This is a genomic window from Clostridium sp. MF28 (assembly GCF_002969175.1).
In the GTDB taxonomy this organism is placed as follows: domain Bacteria; phylum Bacillota; class Clostridia; order Clostridiales; family Clostridiaceae; genus Clostridium; species Clostridium beijerinckii.
Genome location: NZ_CP014331.1, coordinates 98229 through 116700, shown reverse-complemented (window position 1 = coordinate 116700; position 18472 = coordinate 98229). Strand labels below are relative to the sequence as shown.

Here is an 18472-nt window from a genome sequence, read left to right as displayed (position 1 = left end):
CAATTTTGTGTAATTAATAGCTTATATGAAAATTATACCACAACTTAAATATCTTAATCCTATATTTCTAACTTACATTAGTTAAAAACATATAAATTAGAATTTTGATACAATAATTTAAGTGATAATTAAATAATTATTTCATTTATCGATTAAAAGCATATGCGTCCTAATATAATAAAACTAAGAGGGTCCTAATAATATTAAGGAGGAAAATATATTGTGGATACTTCTAAATTTTCAAATAATGAGAATATAGAACTAGATATAAATACTTTAAAAAATACTGTAAATTTCGATGAATTTGTAAAAACGCTTCAGAAAAATTTAATTCCCACCGACGAATTTGAGGGATTTAAAATTCGTCCTGGATTTTATCTAGAAAATGGTGCAGTAGTTATACCTGGAGGTGTTAACTTCACTATCCACTCTCAGAACGCAACATCATGTAAACTACTCTTATTTAAGCCAGCTATGTGCGAACCTTATGCTGTCATTCCTTTTCCTGAATATTATCGAATAGGTAATGTATACTCTATGATAGTACTTGGATTAGATATTGAAGAATTTGAATATGCATATAGTGTGGACGGTCCATATATACCTGAAAGAGGATTAGTTTTTAATAGTAGTAAATATTTACTTGATCCCTACTCAAAAGCAATTGCTGGACAAAGCGTATGGGGAACAAAAACAATATGTGGAAATCAATATAAATCAAGAGTTGTCTCCAATGATTTTGATTGGGGAAACAGTAAAAGACCTTTAATTCCTATGAAAGATTTGATTATTTACGAGTTGCATGTAAGAGGCTTTACTAAGCATCCGTCGTCAAAAGTTAATTATCCTGGAACATTTGCTGGATTAGCCGAAAAGATACCTTATTTAAAAGAGCTTGGAATCAATGCTGTAGAACTTATGCCAATTTTTGAATTTGATGAAATGCTTGATGCACGATATGTTAGAGGTAATTTGCTTTGTGATTATTGGGGATATAATCCTGTATGTTTCTTTGCTCCAAACACCAGTTATACTGCTGGAATTGAACGAAATAAAGAAGGCGATGAACTAAAATCATTGATAAAGAAATTTCATGAAGATGGAATAGAGGTTATTTTAGATGTTGTTTTTAACCATACTGCTGAAGGCAATGAGTATGGTCCATATATATCTTTTAAGGGGTTTGATAATAATGTCTATTACATGCTTACAACAGATGGGAAATATTACAACTTCAGCGGATGTGGAAATACTTTAAATTGCAATCACCCAATAGTCCATAGAATGATTTTAGATTGCCTTCGCTACTGGGTTACAGAATATCGTGTTGACGGATTCAGGTTTGATTTAGCTTCAATTCTTGGTCGAAATGAAGATGGATCACCAATGAATAATCCTCCACTATTGCAAAGCCTAGCATTTGACCCTATTCTTGCAAATACAAAATTGATAGCTGAAGCATGGGATGCAGGTGGATTATATCAAGTCGGCAGTTTTCCATCTTGGAAAAGATGGTGTGAATGGAATGGAAAATATAGAGATGATATTCGCAGATTTCTAAAGGGCGATTCAGGCTTAACTGCCACTGTTGCTGAAAGAATTACCGGATCTTATGACCTCTATAATCCAGATATAAGAGGGAAAAATGCTTCAGTAAACTTTATTACTTGCCATGATGGATTCACCTTATATGACTTATATTCTTATAATGATAAACACAATGAAGAAAATGGTTGGAATAATACAGATGGTGAGAACAACAATAATAGCTGGAATTGTGGTGCTGAAGGTGAAACTGACGATGAAAATATAATAAAGTTGAGAAGAAAGCTAATAAAAAATGCTTGTGCTGTTCTTCTTTCAAGTCAAGGAGCTCCAATGCTTTTATCTGGAGATGAATTTGGAAACACACAGTTTGGAAATAACAATCCATATTGCCAGGATAATGAAATTTCATGGTTAAACTGGAGTCTTCTATATAAGAATCATGATTTATTTACTTTCTTTAAAAATATGATAAATTTTCGAAAACGGCATCCTGCTATTAAGGACAGGATTGAAGAAACACGATGTGGCTTACCTCCTGTTAGTAAGCACGGTATAGAACCTTGGTATTTAGATCCATCAGATAGTACTAGAACAGTTGGGATAATGTTTGCAGGATGGAATAAAAAAGAAAAAGAAGATGACATTGTGTACCTTTGTATCAATGCTCATTGGGAAACTCAATATGTAAGATTACCCGAACTCCCTATATACTTAGAATGGAGAATCGCTGTAAATACAGCCATGCCTTTTGGAGAAGACATTAGCGATTCAATTAATGAGATGCTCCAAGTTGGAGATACACTTGAGATAGAACCTAGGTCTGTTATGATTCTTATTGGTATAAGTAAAATATAAATCTATAGGATAATAAGAGCTTAATTTACTTTGAGCTCTTATTTTATTAATATTATTGTTTATTATTAAACCTTCTTCTATAATTTAATTAGTTATAGAAATTTTAATAGGATATATTATCTTAATAGTAACAAAGGAGATGTAATGATGCCAAAATACAGTCTATCAACTGATGAAATATCTGACAACTTACGATATTTAGAATTACTTTCTAAACAATATCCAACAATTAATGAAGCTTCTACTGAAATAATAAATCTGCAGGCAATTTTAAATTTGCCAAAAGGAACTGAACATTTTCTAACTGATATCCACGGAGAGTATGAGCCTTTTATTCATGTATTAAAAAACGCATCAGGGGTCATAAAAAGAAAAATTGAAGATCTTTTTGGTAATAGCTTGATGCAAAGTGAGAAAAAAAGTTTAGCAACCCTTATATATTATCCTGAACAAAAACTAGAGATAGTATTAAAGCAAGAAGAAAACATAGATGATTGGTACAAAATAAATTTATACAGGTTAATTGAAATATGCAGATACGTTTCTTCTAAATATACACGTTCAAAAGTAAGAAAGGCTCTTCCAAAAGATTTTACTTACATAATAGAAGAGCTCTTACATGAACAGCCTAAAGGAATAGATAAATATGAATATTATGAACAAATTATTAGAACTATTATAGACACAGATAGATCAAAGGAATTTATAGTTGCTCTTTCTAAATTGATACAAAGACTTGTTATAGACAGACTTCATATTTTAGGGGATATATTCGATAGAGGTCCCGGTGCCGATATTATTATGGATACTTTAGTTGAATATCATTCTGTTGACATCCAATGGGGAAATCATGATATCTTATGGATGGGTGCTGCCTGTGGTTCAGACGTATGTATTGCTAATGTTATAAAAAATTCCCTAAAGTATGCTAACTTGGATACTTTAGAAAATGGATACGGAATTAACCTTCTCCCTCTAGCAACTTTTTCTATGGATTTTTATAAGGATCATCCCTGTAATATCTTCTTACCTAAGATGGATTGTGATAAAAAATACAGCATTAATGAAATTAATTTAATAGCTCAAATGCACAAAGCTATAGCTATAATATTATTTAAACTCGAAGGTCAGGTGATTTTAAGGCATCCTGAATTTAATATGAATCATAGGCTTTTATTAAATAAAATTAATTATGCTGAAGGAACTATTAGCTTAAACGGTAAAACGTATAAATTAAAAGATTCATTTTTTCCTACTATAGATCCTAAAAATCCATATGAACTTACTCATGATGAGAAAGAATTAATTGATAAGTTAAAAACCTCTTTTGTTAATAGCGATAAATATAATAAGCATGTTCGATTCCTATATTCAAATGGCAGTTTATATTTAAAATTTAATTCTAATTTACTATATCATGGATTCATACCATTAAATGAAGATGGAAGCTTTAAAAAAGTCAAAATAGCTGATAAAGAATATAAAGGTAAAGAACTTTTAGACAAATTGGATATGCTAGCAAGAGAGGCCTATTTTTCAAAAGACAAGGATGATTCTGATAATAAAGAAGATATAATGTGGTATTTGTGGTGTGGTGCTTCTTCGCCATTATTTGGTAAGGATAGAATGACAATATTTGAACAGTATTTTATTGAAGAAAAAGAAACTCATTATGAAAAGAAAGATCCCTATTTTAGCTTAAGAGATAATGAGGATATCTGCAAAAAAATACTAAAGGAATTTGGGCTTAGTTCACCAGAATCTCATATAATAAATGGCCACATGCCCGTTGAAGAAAAAAATGGAGAAAGTCCTATAAAAGCAAACGGAACTCTACTAGTTATAGATGGAGGTTTTTCAAAAGCATATCAGCCCAAAACTGGACTAGCTGGATATACGTTAATATATAACTCTTTTGGGCTTCAGTTAGTATCTCATCAGCCATTTGAATCCACTGAAGCAGCCATAAAAGAAGAAACTGACATATTATCTACAACTCTCTTACTAGAGCAAGTTGTAAATAGGAAAAGAGTTGAAGATACTGATGTAGGTGTAACTCTCAAGCAGCAAATAGATGACTTAAAGATGCTTCTTAATGCTTACAGAAAAGGACTAATAAAGCAGCAAAATAAAATTTAGTTAAGTTAAATGAGAATAAATTGCGTAAATAATTTATTCTCATTTTTTATAAAATCACACTATTTCAATAACAGTTCCTGAGTCTTTCATTCTTTTTTCTATATTCTCAGGCGGCTCTTTTGTAGTTATTAATAAATCTATTCTATCAAAGGAAATGGCTTTAAACGTGCTGGAATTGAAGAACTTTTCACTATCAGCTATAACACATACAAAAGTACTTCTTTCTGCTACCTTTCTCTTTATATATGAATCCTCAAAATCAACTACATAAATTCCATCTTCACTAATTGCTGCAGCCCCAAAAAATGCTATATCAAAATGTATATCTTCGATTTGATTTATTGTGCCACTGCCATATAAAAAACGATTTTTGCGTTGCAATTTTCCACCCAATAAATGAACGTCACAATTTTTTTCAGCAAGTATTTCCATGTTGTCTAAAGAATGCGTATATATAGAGATATCATCCTCAACACACTGACATAACGCTTCAATGGTAGTAGACACATCAAAGAAACATACTTGATTTGTTGAAACATATTTAGCTGCATATTTACCCAATTTTATTTTTTCTTCTGAATTTATAGATAAGCGGCTCTTATAATCCTTAATTTCAGTTCTTATAGATGGCACTGCAATTCCTCCATGAGTTCGAATAGCAACTCCTTCTTCTACTAATCTAACAATGTCTCTTCTAGCAGTATCCCTTGATATATTAAATGTTTCCATTATTTCTTTATTAGATAACACAGTTTTTTCTCTAAGTATATTTAATATTTCATATAATCTTTCTTCTTGATACATAAAATGTCCTTTCACTTCTAACTATCTTTTAATTACATACTATAATAAATTATATTTTAAAATAGTCATTTGTCAATTTTTTCATGAATGTCAGCACTCATGAACTTTAATGGATTTATATATCCTTATTTTCCTTGAATTGACAGCTTTCTTATGCTAAACTCACAATATATAAATTACTGTAATATAAATTCTCTTAATACTTATTTTACAGAAATCTTCTATCTTATATAAAGGGGTGCAATAAATGAATAAAAGAATATTATATGTAACAGATTTAGATGGTACCTTATTAAATTCTAATGGAGAAGTTTCACAAACATCACTAAAAATCTTAAAGAAACAAATAGAAAAAGGCACATTGTTTAGTATTGCAACTGCACGAAACCTTCAGGCTGCAAAAAGATTGATAAGTGAAATTCCAATTAACATTCCTATCATATTAAATAACGGTATAGGATTTTATGATTTAAATAAAGAGCAATATCTAAAAATTAATGAATTTCCAATATCTCAGTTAAATCACCTAATAAAAATATTTGATGAGTATAAAAGCTATGGATTTATGTATGCATTGAAAGATGGAGATATCCACTTCATATACAACAATCTTGATGACCCATCTGATCTTGAGTATTTTAAAGAAAGGCATTTATTATACAAAGGTCGTTGTCATCAATATGATGATTTTGAACAAGTTCCAAAGGATGGGTATACAATTTTATATTTTGTTTTGTATGGTTCTTTTGATCGTATAAAAAATGTTGAAAATTGCATTTTAGATAACCCTATATTAAAATGTGTTCCTAACAAAAATGTATATAAAGATAATTACTTTTTAGATATATTTAGTTCTAAAGCATCTAAGGCCATTGCTATAAAAGAATTAAAGGAACTGATTGGTGCAGATGAAGTAATTGCTTTTGGGGATAATTTTAATGACATTGAAATGTTACAATCTGCAGATCGTTCGTATGTTCCTGAAAATGGAGTTTCTGAAGCAAAGGCAGTTGCAACAAGTGTCATCTCAAGCTTCGATGATGATGGAGTTGCAAAGTTTATCGAAAAAGACACCAGTATTAATTAAAAACTTTCAACAAATTTATAAATTTAACAAACAGAAAAAGCAGGTATATTAAGAAAATCTCCAATGTACCTGCTTTTATATATTAAGTTTATATACATGGCTAATCTATTAAAAATAAACTAATTCTTCCTCAAGCTTATCTATTTTTTTATAATCTTGAACCACTATATATGGAATCTCCCTTTGTTCTTGCTGTATATATTTTTTATGAATTATACCTTCTAACTCGATCCATTCCTTATCTTTAAAATTAAATGCCTTACTCGTTTGACACAGGATACCTAAAAATGATATATCATCTTCACAGCAAGTCATTGCATTTCTGCCAAATGCAAAAACACCTTTAGGATACTTAGGGTTGCTATAAGCAAGACCTTTTACCTTTATATTTTTACCATCATACTTTTCTGGATATTCTGTTGCATCTAAGTACCAAACCCCATAATCGTAGTCTTTAAATTCTATTACTTTCTTATGTATATCAAATGGTAATTCTAAGGGACTATCATCAATCTCGCCATTTTCTAATTCAAACATCATATTAGCTCTTGAATTAATAGCTTTTACACTATTTCTAAATTTCAATTTATTTGTTTTATCGTTGCAACGGTTAAATATAATCAAATCTGAATTTTTAAATTGCTCTATTAATAAAGACTTCATATTACTCATATAACTTTCAAATGTTGATGCATCAATAGTTGTTATAATTTGAGCAATCTCCCATCTATCAGGAAACTTCATATTATCAAAAATGTCAAATTGCCACATCCCATTGTATTCTAAAACAACCTTGGTTGGTTTGTATTTCTGATTGAATTCCTTTAAAGCTAACTCTGTAAATTCTTCTATATTGCTGATGCTAACAATATTTGCATTGTGTTTTTTCAAAAATTCAACTTCATATTCTTCTACACCATTCTCGCAAACAATTAAAAGAATTTTTTCCCCATCATAAAACTCTGGATCATTAAATATTTCTTTTATAAAAGTAGTCTTACCACTCTCTAAAAAACCAGTAATAAGAAAAACTGGTACATCAGTCATAAATCAATTCCTTCTTTCACTTATTTTTCTAATTAAATGTAACATAATTCTATCTATAAATTTACATTCATAATTTAAGTTTTTTAATATTTCAGAACTTAAATTGTTTTTTCTTATGAATTTCTATTGCTAATTCTAAATTTCTTTCCTCATAATTATAAATACTTTATCTTAAAATTTCATTTAATGTATATTTTATTTATATTAGTGTAACCTACTACATATTAAATTCTATGAAAAGAGGTAATGTCCATGAATAGGAAATTACTACAGGACTATCAAAAAAGAATCTTATTGATAATCAAGGCCTTAGGTGAGAAAAATTCTCTAAATATCCCTGAAATCGAAATAGATGAAAGTCCTTCTTCAGATATAAGTCAAAAAAATGTCATAATATCACTAAATAAACTCAAATGAATTTAAATTATTTGAATTCATTAAAGAGAGGAGTTTTATTATAGATACCCAACTTTAAAACTAAATTTATGTGATAACTTACCGAAATCATAAATATTTTGATTCCGAAAAGCTATGAAAATATCACTGAAGGTTCTAAGCAGCAGGTTGTATCCAATTTAGCATGCTCCAACTTTCAGTTTGACAAGCTAAATTGGAACAACCTACAGCTAATACCCTTTAACAGCTCATTTTCAAATGTTTTCTCCACAAATATATTTATGATTTCTAGCTAAAGATAATAATTTATATATAGTAAATGTGGAAATATGTTCTCATAATAAATCTAATTAATAATTGGGATATCTATGTATATAAGCCAATTATAAGTTAAATTTATACTATGAAATATATCCCAACTAGAAATGAGTAATATACTTTTGTGGAATGTTTCATTGGTAATTTTGATGGATGTGATTCTTTGGCTATAAGTTGTTCCAAATGTGCTAGTTCAAAAAGTGAGAATCGAAATTTTATATTTCGTTCTTCGAACTTTCTCTGTGAGCGCTTGTTCTTTGAGGCTAGCGCTTTGGGTACAACTTATAGCCTTAGAATCACCCATCAGAATTACCTAGAAACTGGAACAGAAGTATGTTATTCATTTCGGCGAGTTATATGCATTAGTTCAGGTCTTAGTTTGGTTATCTATATTATCAGTAATGTTCACTCCTCTTCCTTAATAACAATTTTTATATAAATCGAAATATTTAGCTTGTATCTATACATCAAATAATTCTTCTATTTCATTCTTATTTAAATTTGTACCTATAACGCATAACCTTCCTGTATAATCTGCTATTCCTTCACGTACTTCATACTCGCCTGGAACTAAATCAAAGTTTATCCATCCTCCATCTGAGCAAGGGATTATACCTTTAGCACGCAATATAATTCCATAATCAGAAGATTCCGATAAAGTTTTTAATATATTATTTATTTCTACTTTTGAAAACTTTTTTGGTGTTTCCATTCCCCAGCTCGTAAATACTTCATCTGCATGATGATGATCATGTGAATGATGATCGTGTCCACATCCACACTCATGATCATGAGTATGATGAGCATGGTTATGATCATTACAATTACAATCTATATGATGTTCATGATTATCACATTCACATTCTTCCTTAGTATGGTTCTTATGATTATTGCAACAGCACTCTTCGCTGTGTTGATGATTTTCAGACTTATTATTCTTTACTTCTACTAAAAGCTCTTTTTCAAGGGACTCTTCCCTTTCCATTGCAGATAGAATTTGCTTTCCATTAATCTCATCCCAGTTTGTTGTTATTATTGTTGCAAAACTGTTGTGTTCTCTTATTTGGGATACACATACTTCTAATTTTTCTTCTGAAATCTTTTGAGTTCGGCTTAAGACAATAGTATTTGCATTTTCAATTTGATTATTAAAGAATTCTCCAAAGTTATCCATATACATTTTGCATTTTACAGCATCAACAACTGCCGTAAAACTATTAAGTTTAATATCTACTTCGCTTTTTATATTTTCTATTGCCTTAATTACATCTGATAATTTACCAACTCCCGATGGTTCTATTATTATACGTTCTGGCGAATATTTATCTAATGCTTCTTTAAGTGCAACTCCAAAATCTCCAACTAAAGAACAACAAATACATCCCGAATTCATTTCTGTTATTTCAATTCCTGAATTATTTAAAAATCCTCCATCAATTCCTATCTCGCCAAATTCATTTTCAATTATCATGAGCTTTTCACCCTGAAATGCTTCTTCTATTAATTTTTTAATCAAAGTAGTCTTTCCTGCCCCAAGAAACCCTGAAATAATATCTATTTTAGTCATATAAAAAATCCTTTCTATGTAAATATTAATTATATATTTAAAAGTTATTCCTTCTGGAAATATTTAAAGTCGTTTCCAGAAATATTTCATTTTTATCCTACCCTTAAAATCTAATACTGTCAATAATGATAAATCGATGATTTCTCTATTATTGACATTTTTAATGAATTACTTACTTATAAAATGATAATATTATAAGTAAAATGAAAAAAGGAGTGTTTTCATGGGTGATTTATTTAAACCAAATGTCTTTTTTAGTAAATGTTTAGGTTTCGAAGCCTGTCGTTACAATGGACAAATGATAACTGATGCATTTGTTGAAAAATTGAAACCTTTTGTTAATATTATAAATGTTTGTCCAGAAACTTCCATAGGACTTAAAGTTCCACGACCAACAATTAGAGTTGTCTCTGAAAATAATGAATTAAAATTATATGAGCCAAAAGAAGGAAAAGAATTCACAAAAGAAATGGTTGAGTTTTCAGAATCATATTTGAAAGATTTAAATAATATAGACGGTTTTCTCTTAAAAAGCGCTTCACCCTCCTGTGGACATAAAAATGTAAAAATTTATAATGGCACAGCTAAGGTTACAGGAAGTACAAGAGGTGCCGGAATATTTGGAAATAAGATTAAAGAGAAATTTCCTTATGCAGCAATAGAAGATGAAGGCAGATTACATAATTATAGAATTCGAGATAATTTTCTTACAAGAATTTTTATTAATGCAGATTTTAGAAAAGTCAAGAAATCTAATTCACTTAATGAATTAATACTTTTTCAACGCAGAAATAAATTACTACTCATGGCAAATAGTCAAAAGTATACTAAAATCTTAGGTAGAATTACAGCAAATGGTGAAAATAATGATATAAAAAGTATTATGGCTGAATATGAGAAGAATTTGAATTTGGCATTTGAAAAACTTCCTAAGTATACAAATAATATAAATGTTCTAATGCATGCCATGGGATATTTTTCAAAATACATAACTAATGAAGAAACTCAATTATTACTGGATTCCTTAGAAAAATACAAGATGAAAAAACTTACAATAATGTCTCCTATGCTTTTAGTTAAATCGTATGTAGTTAGATTTAATATTGATTACCTTTTGGAACAAACTTATTTTAATCCTTACCCAGAAGATTTGATTATATTAGAAGATTCAGAAAAGATAGAAATATAATTCAATTTTTGATTAAATTTTAACGGCGATATATTACCGCCGTTAAAAAATATTAGCTTTATTTATTCTCTTAAAGGTACTTATAATTAATATCATGATGATAATACTACTATTATAGTATCTTATCTAAATATTCTTCATAACCTTCTTCCTTCATCTTGTCTTTGGGGATAAACTTAAGTGCTGCTGAGTTTATACAGTATCTTAAACCTCCCATATCTTCGGGTCCATCAGTAAATACATGTCCTAGATGTGCATCACCAGTACTGCTTCGAACCTCCGTTCTTACCATGCCATGACTTTTATCTATTTTTTCTTTTATTGCCTTTCTATCTATTGGCTTGGAAAATGCAGGCCAGCCACACCCAGAGTTGAATTTATCGGTTGATACAAACAATGGCTCACCCGTAGTTATATCTACATAAATCCCCTTTTCAAACTGATTATCATATTCATTAGAAAATGGAGCTTCTGTACCATTTTCTTGTGTAATTCTATATTGTTCATCTGTCAGACTCATCTTTAATTCTTCATTGGATTTTTTTACATACTTTTGACTCATTTGTTTCCTCCCTGTTCTCTTTTGAAATATTTATTTCTGTATACATATCAATATTATGTGACAAAGGAATAATACTAATTCATTTATAGTAATCTTATTCTTATATGCGAACCTTATATCTTCACACCTTAAATCTAAGCATACTTATTCAACTTTCTATTTTTCCAGTAACTCTTCAAGTTGATTAGCAAGAAGAGGTTTGCTAAAATAATACCCTTGAATATAATCACATTTCATTCTTTTAAGTATTAAAAGCTGATCTTCAACCTCAACTCCTTCAGCAATAACTTTTAATTCCATACTATGTGCCATTTGAATAATATTTTTTATAATCGCTTCTTCTTTCTTATTTAAAGAAATATTGTCTATAAATGATTTATCAATCTTTAATGTAGTTATAGGAATTCTTCTAAGATAGCTTAATGATGAATATCCTGTGCCAAAGTCATCAAGCGCAATTCTAATTCCCATGTCCATTAATTTCTTTAATATTTCAATACTAGAATCAAAGGATTTCATAAGAACAGTTTCAGTGATCTCAAGCTCAATCATATTCGGATTAACAGATGAACTTTCAATAATTTCTTTAACATTATCTAAGAAATTTATCTCTTGCAAATCAACTGATGAGATATTAACGCTTATGCTATTAAATTTATAGCCCGCTTCAAACCACTTAGCACTTTGTTTGAAAGATTCCTTAAGCACCCATAAAGTTAATTGTGTGATATATCCAGATTCCTCTGCTATTGGAATAAACTCTGCAGGAGATATAAAACCAAGTTCCCTACTATTTAATCTAAGTAATGCTTCAAAACCAAAGATTTTATTTGCTTGTAAATCATACTGAGGTTGATAGTTAATGATAAGTTCATTATTATCAACTGCTGTCCTTAATATTCTTTCTATGCTAGTCTTTCGTTCAAGGCTTAGATACATTTGTGGATCAAAAAGAGAAAATCTATTTTTACCTAATTCCTTTGCCCTGTACATAGCAGCATCTGCATTTCTTAAAATCGTACTACTATCCCTTCCATCTTTAGGATACAAAGCTATTCCAACACTGGCAGTTATATACATATGCTTGTTATCAATTTTAAATACTTTATCGAACAAACCTAATAGCCTGTTTGCATAAGTTTGTATTTCATCTTCTTTTGAATCGGGATGAAGTAATATAAATTCATCTCCACCAAGTCTAGATATTGTATCTTTTTCTTCAATTAAATTTTCAAACTGTTTTGCTAAACTTATTAGCAATTTATCTCCATACTCGTGTCCCATAGTATCATTTATATTCTTAAAATTGTCTAGATCTATAAAAAATACAATTCCTTGTTTATTGGCGTAATTAGATAATTGTAGTTGTTCATTTAGCCTATTCATAAACAATGTCCTATTAGGAAGTTTTGTTAAAGAATCATAAAACGCCATGAATTTTATTCTATCCTCTGAAATCTTTCTTTCAGAAATATCTCTAATAGAACCAGTTATTTTTATAACTTTTCCTTCAGAATTTCTTAATGCTTTACCACAAGAGAGAATCCAAACGTACGAACTGCTCTTAGTTCTTATTCTAAATTCAGAGCTATAAACATCTGTAAGCTGATTAATATGATTTTTGAAATCTTTTTTCACTTTATCAAGATCATCTGAATGAACATTCTCATACACAAAGTTTCTCAAATTATTTATCTCATCCAACTTGTATCCAGTAATATCAATTAATTTATCAGAAGCAAAGAATGTATCTGTAACTAAATTCCATTCCCAAATCGAGTCATTTGCACATTCTAGTGCGAGTTTGTATTTTTCTTCACTAACTCTAAGTGCTTCCTCATTTTGTTGTAATTCGTTATATTGTACTCTTAATTCTTCTTCTGTCGCTAGCAATTCCTCATAAACTGATGATAATTCCTCATAGCTTGAACGTAACTTACCAATCATCAAGTTGAAAGATCTTCCTAATTTTCCAAACTCGTCATTTGAATTAATACTAGCTTTTACTGATAAATCCCCATTTCCAGCCGCTTGCATTAAAGGAACTAATTCTGTAATCGGTTTTGTTACCTTCTTAGTAACAATGAGTGTAACGAAAATAGCGAGAAATGAAACACCCACTGTTATCATAATTATTAAATATCCCATCTTGCTAGCTTTGCTTTCCAATTCACTTTTTGGTATAACTGAAGCCATCTTCCAACCAGTATCCTTACATGTATAAACATTAACTAAAACAGGATTTCCATTTATATAAGTTTCAAAACTTCCATTATCCAAATCTATAAATTTATCATAGTTATCAAATGAAAATTTTGAAGCTTCATCTGTTTGAGAATATGTATAACCTAACTGATTTAAATGTAAGATATTTTTAAAGTTTAAATCTATATCTGGGTGAGCTAACATAGTTCCATCTTTTAAATAAAGAAAAACATAACCTGTATCTCCAATCCTAATATTTCTTATTATTTCAGATAACTTTTCCAAACTTAAATCTATACCCATAACTCCAACAATGCTTCCATCTTCATTTTTTACTGTTGTTGACGCACTTATAATTACATTTTTTGAATTATCAACTGCCGAAACGTAGGGATCTGAAATTACCACTTCATCTGGATTTGATAATGCCAAAGAATACCATGGTCTTGTCCTTGGATCAAATGTATTAGTACTTAATCCATCAGGCCATTGAATATACCCTCCCCATTTAGTACCAATGTACACATAAGTTGTTTCTGGATGAGATGTTCCATAAGCCTCGAGCACATTATATATAGCACTCTCTATCCCAGGTATTTGTTTTGAGTATTTTTTATTTATCGCAATATCAGGAATATTAAATAGAGCTGAAATAGATTGGTCTGCTTTTTTTGCATCTGAATAAGTTGCAAGAAACTTAGCATTGTACTTTATTTGCCCTAACATGTTAGAAAAGTTGTTATCAACCTGCACCATTTGGGCTTTAGCGCTTGAAAATAGATGCTCTTTAAGGGATTTATACATATAATTATAAGTTATTAGTGCAATTGGAATAGATATAGACAATATAATTCCTACAAAATAAAAGAATAGTTTTAATCTAAAAGTAAGCTTCATAGCAATGCTCCTTGATTATTTAATTTGTATATTTTCTAATTTAGGACCTTTTTCACTAATATAAAAATCAATGCTAGATAATGATATTAATATATATTTTACCATTTATACTTAATAATTTCAATTCTTTAGCTACCTATCTTCATACTGATAAATTATAGTTCTCTTAATTAAAATCTATATGTTGAAATCGAATTTCTATATTTTGTCTTAACTGAGCGAATAAGATTTCTTTTTTATTCTTTTTTAAATACCCAAACTATCCAATCAAAATTTTTTAAGTTATACCCTCAAGGAGTACCTCGTCAACTGATTTTACTGGAATATAAATTTCTAAAGAATAAAAAAGCTGCAGAGCAAATCTATGCCTACAGCTTTTGAATAAATTTATTTAACATCTTTTATGCAGAAATTTCACTTAAACTGCTCTTAACTTCTTTATTTCAATATTAATTATATTATTTTAAGTCTTGGATTCTTATGTTATCCATATCATCGAATGTTATATTCTCGCCACACATTCCCCATATAAATGAATAATTCTGAGTTCCAATGCCCGAATGAATTGACCAGCTTGGTGAAATTACTGCCTGCTCATTCTTCATTACTATATGCCTTGTTTCTTGTCCTTCACCCATAAAATGAATTACTGCTTGATCTTCAGGTACATCAAGATATAAATATACTTCCATACGTCTTTCATGAGTATGACATGGCATTGTATTCCATCCACTTCCTGGCTCAAGTATTGTTAATCCCATTACTAATTGACAGCTTTCACATACTGCAGGATGAATATATTGGTTTATTGTTCTTTTATTCATGTTTATTTCATCGCCACATTTTATCTTATTAGCTTTTTCTAAATCTATTTTTACTGTTGGATATGATTTAAGCGCTGGTGCAGAATTTATATAAAACTTAGCTGGATTTTTTCCATCAGATGATTTAAATTCTATATTTTTAGTGCCTTGTCCAACATATAATCCATCTCTATAATTTAGATTATATTCTACTCCATCAGCTATAATTGTTCCTTCTCCACCTACATTAATAACTCCAAGTTCTCTTCTTTCCAAAAAGTAATCTGTTCCTAATTCTTTAGACGCTCCAAGCTTTAATGCTTCTTTTACTGGTGTAATTCCTCCAAATATGATCCTATCATTATGGCTATAAACTAAATTCACTTCTCCATCTACAAATACTTTCTCAACTAAATAGTGTTTTCTTAAAGTTTCTGTATCATAGTGCTTAGAGTCTTCTGGATGATTTGAGTATCTAATTTCCATTTGCATAATAATCTCTCCTTACAATTTCCAGGCACACGTGTTCCCAATTGAGTAAAAAAATATTCAAAGTTTATATATACATTTTATCAAGAAGGTTTTACTAAAATTCCTAACCTTAATATTATGTAATTTCCTTTGCACACGTGTTCCCTTTTTCTTAATACAAGTATATACGCTTATGTAAATATTTGCAATAGTTTTTTGTTCTCATTTTGAATTAAATTTTAAAGCTATAGTGAGGAAAACTTTTGCTTCACTATAGCTTTATATAATTTATTCTAATTTAAATCTTTAATTGAATTACCTAATTCCAATTCTGATTCTATATATATTTTCTTAGTTGTTATATCTTGTTCATTATTTAGCAATCTTAAAAGTAGTTCAGTAGCAATTCTTGCTATTTCTCCTATAGGCCTTTTAATTGTTGTAATACTTGGAGTAATAAATCTGCCAATTTCATTCCCATCAAATCCTAGTATTGAAATATCTTCTGGAACCCTTAATCCATACTCTGTAATAGCTTTTATTGCCCCAGTTGCCATTTCATCATTAAAAGCAAATATGGCTGAAAACTTTTCATTCATTTCTATTAATTCATTAGCTTTTTCATATCCACTTTTGACAGTAAAGTTCCCATTTAGCACCAGATTTTTGTCCAATTTAATATTATAGTTATTGAAAGCCTTTAAGTATCCATCTCGCCTCATTTTAGTTGAATCGAAATTGATTGCGCCTTCTATTATTGCAATATCCTTATGACCCTTTTTTATCAATTCCTCTACTCCCTTATACACCCCAACACTCTCATCTGTATATACATTTATAACATCATGATTTACCTTTCTATTTATGACTACAATAGGTATCTCTTTCTCTAATATTTCTCTAATAAAATCATCATCATCTATTTTTTGACTTACTACTAGTATTCCATCATAATTTTTAGGATTTATAGTATTTTTTTCATACATATCTATTCCTTTAACAATGACATTATACTTTTTGTCTATATTCTTGTAGACATTATTTATAACAGTTTGAAATACAAATGGTGAGGTTCCATTACTTATAGTTGAAAAAAATACACCAATATTATAAGCTTTATCTATCTTTAAACTCCTCGCATTCATATTAGGAATATAGTTTAGCTCTTTAACTGCATTAAGTACCGCCTCTTTGGTCTTTTCATTTACAGATTTAGATCCAGTCAGTACCCTTGAAACAGTTGAATGTGATATTCCTAGTGCTTTCGCTATATCTTTAATCGTAGTAGCCATATTAATCCTCCAAATTTTTAATAAATAAAGCGCTTTTATCTCTAGCAAAGAATTAATTTTTAGTACGCAAATATAGCCAGAGGTTATAAATAATTTCTTTTACGCTCAATAATTACACACGTGTTCACAATCTTGTTTATTATTTTATAGCAGTAATTAGTAAATTACAAGCTTTGTGAGTATTTCTAATACTAGGATACGTTATATTGTTTAAAACTTATATAATTAATTTCTTGATTTAAAAATTAACTTAATATACAATATTAACCATAATATATTTTAAAATTTTTGTCAAAAATGTATAATAAATTTATAGATTAAAGAAGGAAATAATATGTTTAAAAAATGGGATATAATTATAATAGTTATTCTACTATGTATATCACTTATTCCTGAACTTGTTTTTGGGGTAATAATGGGCAAACATTACAATGGAACATATGCTGAGATAACTATAGACGGTAAATTTTATAAGAAAATCAACCTATCTGAGCATAGAGGTGAGGACCAAATAGATATTAAAACTTCATATGGTGATAATATAATAAACGTCAAAGATAAATCTATTAAAGTAATAGATGCAGATTGCAAGGATAAAATATGCGTTAGATCTGGATTTATATCAGAACCAGGCCAAATTATAGTTTGTCTTCCACATAAACTTATGATTGAAATAAAAAGCAGTGATATAATGGCAAACAGTTTGAGGTGTTTAAATGAATAAAACTTTTCGTATAGTATTTATAGGTATTCTAGTATCACAAGCTTTGGCTTTGTATACAATTGAAAGTATGATTCCTGTTCCATTTATTGCACCTGGTGCAAAACTTGGGTTAACTAATTTAATTACTGTCATAGCATTATACATATTGAATAATAAAAAAGATGTTTTTTTAATTATAATATTAAGGCTTCTTCTTTCAACTATGTTTGGTGGAAATCTCTCTACACTTATGTATGGTGCTGTTGGAGCGTTGCTTAGTTTTTATATAATGCTTTTCGTAAAAAATATTGGGAAAGATAAAGTTAGTATAATAGGTGTAAGTGCTGCTGGAGCATTTTTCCACAACGTAGGACAATTAATTGTAGCCGCAATTATAGTTCAAAATATTGCAGTTACACTTTATTTACCAATCTTATCCATAGCCGGAATTGGTACAGGTATTTTTATTGGTATAACTTCTAATTTTATAGTCAAACATATGTCCAAGCTTCCTTTCTTTAATGATTTAAATATTAGTCATGAGTTTTATCACTATTAATAGGTTGTTGAATAAACAGAATTTGTAAAA

General features: G+C 29.3%; 14 protein-coding genes. 7 read left to right on the top strand and 7 right to left on the bottom strand.

Going from position 1 to position 18472, the window contains the following annotated elements; all coding sequences use genetic code 11:
• The first annotated feature begins 222 nt into the window (after positions 1–222).
• Positions 223–2403: a glycogen debranching protein GlgX gene (glgX, locus tag AXY43_RS00460; RefSeq protein ID WP_087702064.1), complete on the top strand. Its 2181-nt coding sequence runs from the start codon at positions 223–225 to the stop codon at positions 2401–2403.
• Positions 2404–2550: 147 nt separating this feature from the next.
• Positions 2551–4542: a fructose-1,6-bisphosphatase gene (locus AXY43_RS00455; RefSeq protein ID WP_105410757.1), complete on the top strand. Its 1992-nt coding sequence runs from the start codon at positions 2551–2553 to the stop codon at positions 4540–4542.
• A 54-nt stretch (positions 4543–4596) separates the two neighbouring features.
• Here AXY43_RS00455 and AXY43_RS00450 read toward each other — a convergent pair whose 3' ends face one another.
• Positions 4597–5346, bottom strand: coding sequence for a DeoR/GlpR family DNA-binding transcription regulator (locus AXY43_RS00450; protein WP_105410756.1), 750 nt, complete (start codon positions 5344–5346; stop codon positions 4597–4599).
• Between the two features lie 247 nt (positions 5347–5593).
• On the opposite strand from AXY43_RS00450, the gene AXY43_RS00445 reads away from it, so the two are divergent.
• Positions 5594–6433, top strand: a complete 840-nt coding sequence (locus tag AXY43_RS00445) for a Cof-type HAD-IIB family hydrolase (RefSeq protein WP_087702066.1) — start codon at positions 5594–5596, stop codon at positions 6431–6433.
• Between the two features lie 108 nt (positions 6434–6541).
• On the opposite strand, the gene AXY43_RS00440 is transcribed toward AXY43_RS00445, so the two are convergent.
• Complete coding sequence (locus tag AXY43_RS00440; RefSeq protein WP_023974628.1) at positions 6542–7480, bottom strand: TIGR03943 family putative permease subunit; 939 nt, start codon at positions 7478–7480, stop codon at positions 6542–6544.
• A 252-nt stretch (positions 7481–7732) separates the two neighbouring features.
• Here AXY43_RS00440 and AXY43_RS27360 point away from each other — a divergent pair, with 252 nt between their 5' ends.
• A complete protein-coding gene (locus AXY43_RS27360) occupies positions 7733–7897 on the top strand; it encodes a hypothetical protein (protein ID WP_181246052.1) in 165 nt (54 codons plus the stop codon).
• Between the two features lie 757 nt (positions 7898–8654).
• Here the strand turns inward: AXY43_RS27360 and AXY43_RS00435 are convergent.
• A complete protein-coding gene (locus AXY43_RS00435) occupies positions 8655–9761 on the bottom strand; it encodes a CobW family GTP-binding protein (protein WP_023974626.1) in 1107 nt (368 codons plus the stop codon).
• Between the two features lie 223 nt (positions 9762–9984).
• Here AXY43_RS00435 and AXY43_RS00430 point away from each other — a divergent pair, with 223 nt between their 5' ends.
• Entirely contained in the window at positions 9985–10950 is a 966-nt protein-coding gene (locus AXY43_RS00430; RefSeq protein WP_023974625.1) for a YbgA family protein, read from the top strand.
• A gap of 112 nt (positions 10951–11062) precedes the next feature.
• Here AXY43_RS00430 and msrB read toward each other — a convergent pair whose 3' ends face one another.
• The 4 genes from msrB to AXY43_RS00410 form a co-directional block, all read right to left on the bottom strand.
• A complete protein-coding gene (msrB, locus tag AXY43_RS00425; protein WP_023974624.1) occupies positions 11063–11512 on the bottom strand; it encodes a peptide-methionine (R)-S-oxide reductase MsrB in 450 nt (149 codons plus the stop codon).
• 156 nt (positions 11513–11668) lie between these two features.
• Positions 11669–14614 carry an EAL domain-containing protein gene (locus AXY43_RS00420; protein ID WP_105410755.1) on the bottom strand — a complete coding sequence of 982 codons (2946 nt, stop codon included), beginning with the start codon at positions 14612–14614 and terminating at the stop codon, positions 11669–11671.
• 458 nt (positions 14615–15072) lie between these two features.
• Positions 15073–15909 carry a 5-dehydro-4-deoxy-D-glucuronate isomerase gene (kduI, locus tag AXY43_RS00415; protein WP_023974623.1) on the bottom strand — a complete coding sequence of 279 codons (837 nt, stop codon included), beginning with the start codon at positions 15907–15909 and terminating at the stop codon, positions 15073–15075.
• 272 nt (positions 15910–16181) lie between these two features.
• Positions 16182–17180 carry a LacI family DNA-binding transcriptional regulator gene (locus AXY43_RS00410; protein ID WP_023974622.1) on the bottom strand — a complete coding sequence of 333 codons (999 nt, stop codon included), beginning with the start codon at positions 17178–17180 and terminating at the stop codon, positions 16182–16184.
• Between the two features lie 334 nt (positions 17181–17514).
• Between AXY43_RS00410 and AXY43_RS00405 the strand changes: the two genes are divergently transcribed.
• Complete coding sequence (locus AXY43_RS00405; protein ID WP_023974621.1) at positions 17515–17904, top strand: NusG domain II-containing protein; 390 nt, start codon at positions 17515–17517, stop codon at positions 17902–17904.
• Positions 17897–18442, top strand: a complete 546-nt coding sequence (locus tag AXY43_RS00400) for a Gx transporter family protein (protein ID WP_105410754.1) — start codon at positions 17897–17899, stop codon at positions 18440–18442. Before AXY43_RS00405 ends, AXY43_RS00400 begins: the two co-directional genes overlap by 8 nt.
• Positions 18443–18472: the final 30 nt, after the last annotated feature.

Excerpts from the sequence above, each read along its gene's own strand:
- AXY43_RS00435 (WP_023974626.1), bottom strand. The coding sequence starts at position 9,761 with ATGACTAAAATAGATATTATTTCAGGGTTTCTTGGGGCAGGAAAGACT.
- AXY43_RS00405 (WP_023974621.1), top strand. The coding sequence starts at position 17,515 with ATGTTTAAAAAATGGGATATAATTATAATAGTTATTCTACTATGTATA.
- AXY43_RS00450 (WP_105410756.1), bottom strand. The coding sequence starts at position 5,346 with ATGTATCAAGAAGAAAGATTATATGAAATATTAAATATACTTAGAGAA.
- msrB (WP_023974624.1), bottom strand. The coding sequence starts at position 11,512 with ATGAGTCAAAAGTATGTAAAAAAATCCAATGAAGAATTAAAGATGAGT.
- kduI (WP_023974623.1), bottom strand. The coding sequence starts at position 15,909 with ATGCAAATGGAAATTAGATACTCAAATCATCCAGAAGACTCTAAGCAC.
- AXY43_RS00455 (WP_105410757.1), top strand. The coding sequence starts at position 2,551 with ATGCCAAAATACAGTCTATCAACTGATGAAATATCTGACAACTTACGA.
- AXY43_RS00430 (WP_023974625.1), top strand. The coding sequence starts at position 9,985 with ATGGGTGATTTATTTAAACCAAATGTCTTTTTTAGTAAATGTTTAGGT.
- AXY43_RS00410 (WP_023974622.1), bottom strand. The coding sequence starts at position 17,180 with ATGGCTACTACGATTAAAGATATAGCGAAAGCACTAGGAATATCACAT.
- AXY43_RS00440 (WP_023974628.1), bottom strand. The coding sequence starts at position 7,480 with ATGACTGATGTACCAGTTTTTCTTATTACTGGTTTTTTAGAGAGTGGT.
- AXY43_RS00400 (WP_105410754.1), top strand. The coding sequence starts at position 17,897 with ATGAATAAAACTTTTCGTATAGTATTTATAGGTATTCTAGTATCACAA.
- AXY43_RS27360 (WP_181246052.1), top strand. The coding sequence starts at position 7,733 with ATGAATAGGAAATTACTACAGGACTATCAAAAAAGAATCTTATTGATA.
- AXY43_RS00445 (WP_087702066.1), top strand. The coding sequence starts at position 5,594 with ATGAATAAAAGAATATTATATGTAACAGATTTAGATGGTACCTTATTA.
- AXY43_RS00420 (WP_105410755.1), bottom strand. The coding sequence starts at position 14,614 with ATGAAGCTTACTTTTAGATTAAAACTATTCTTTTATTTTGTAGGAATT.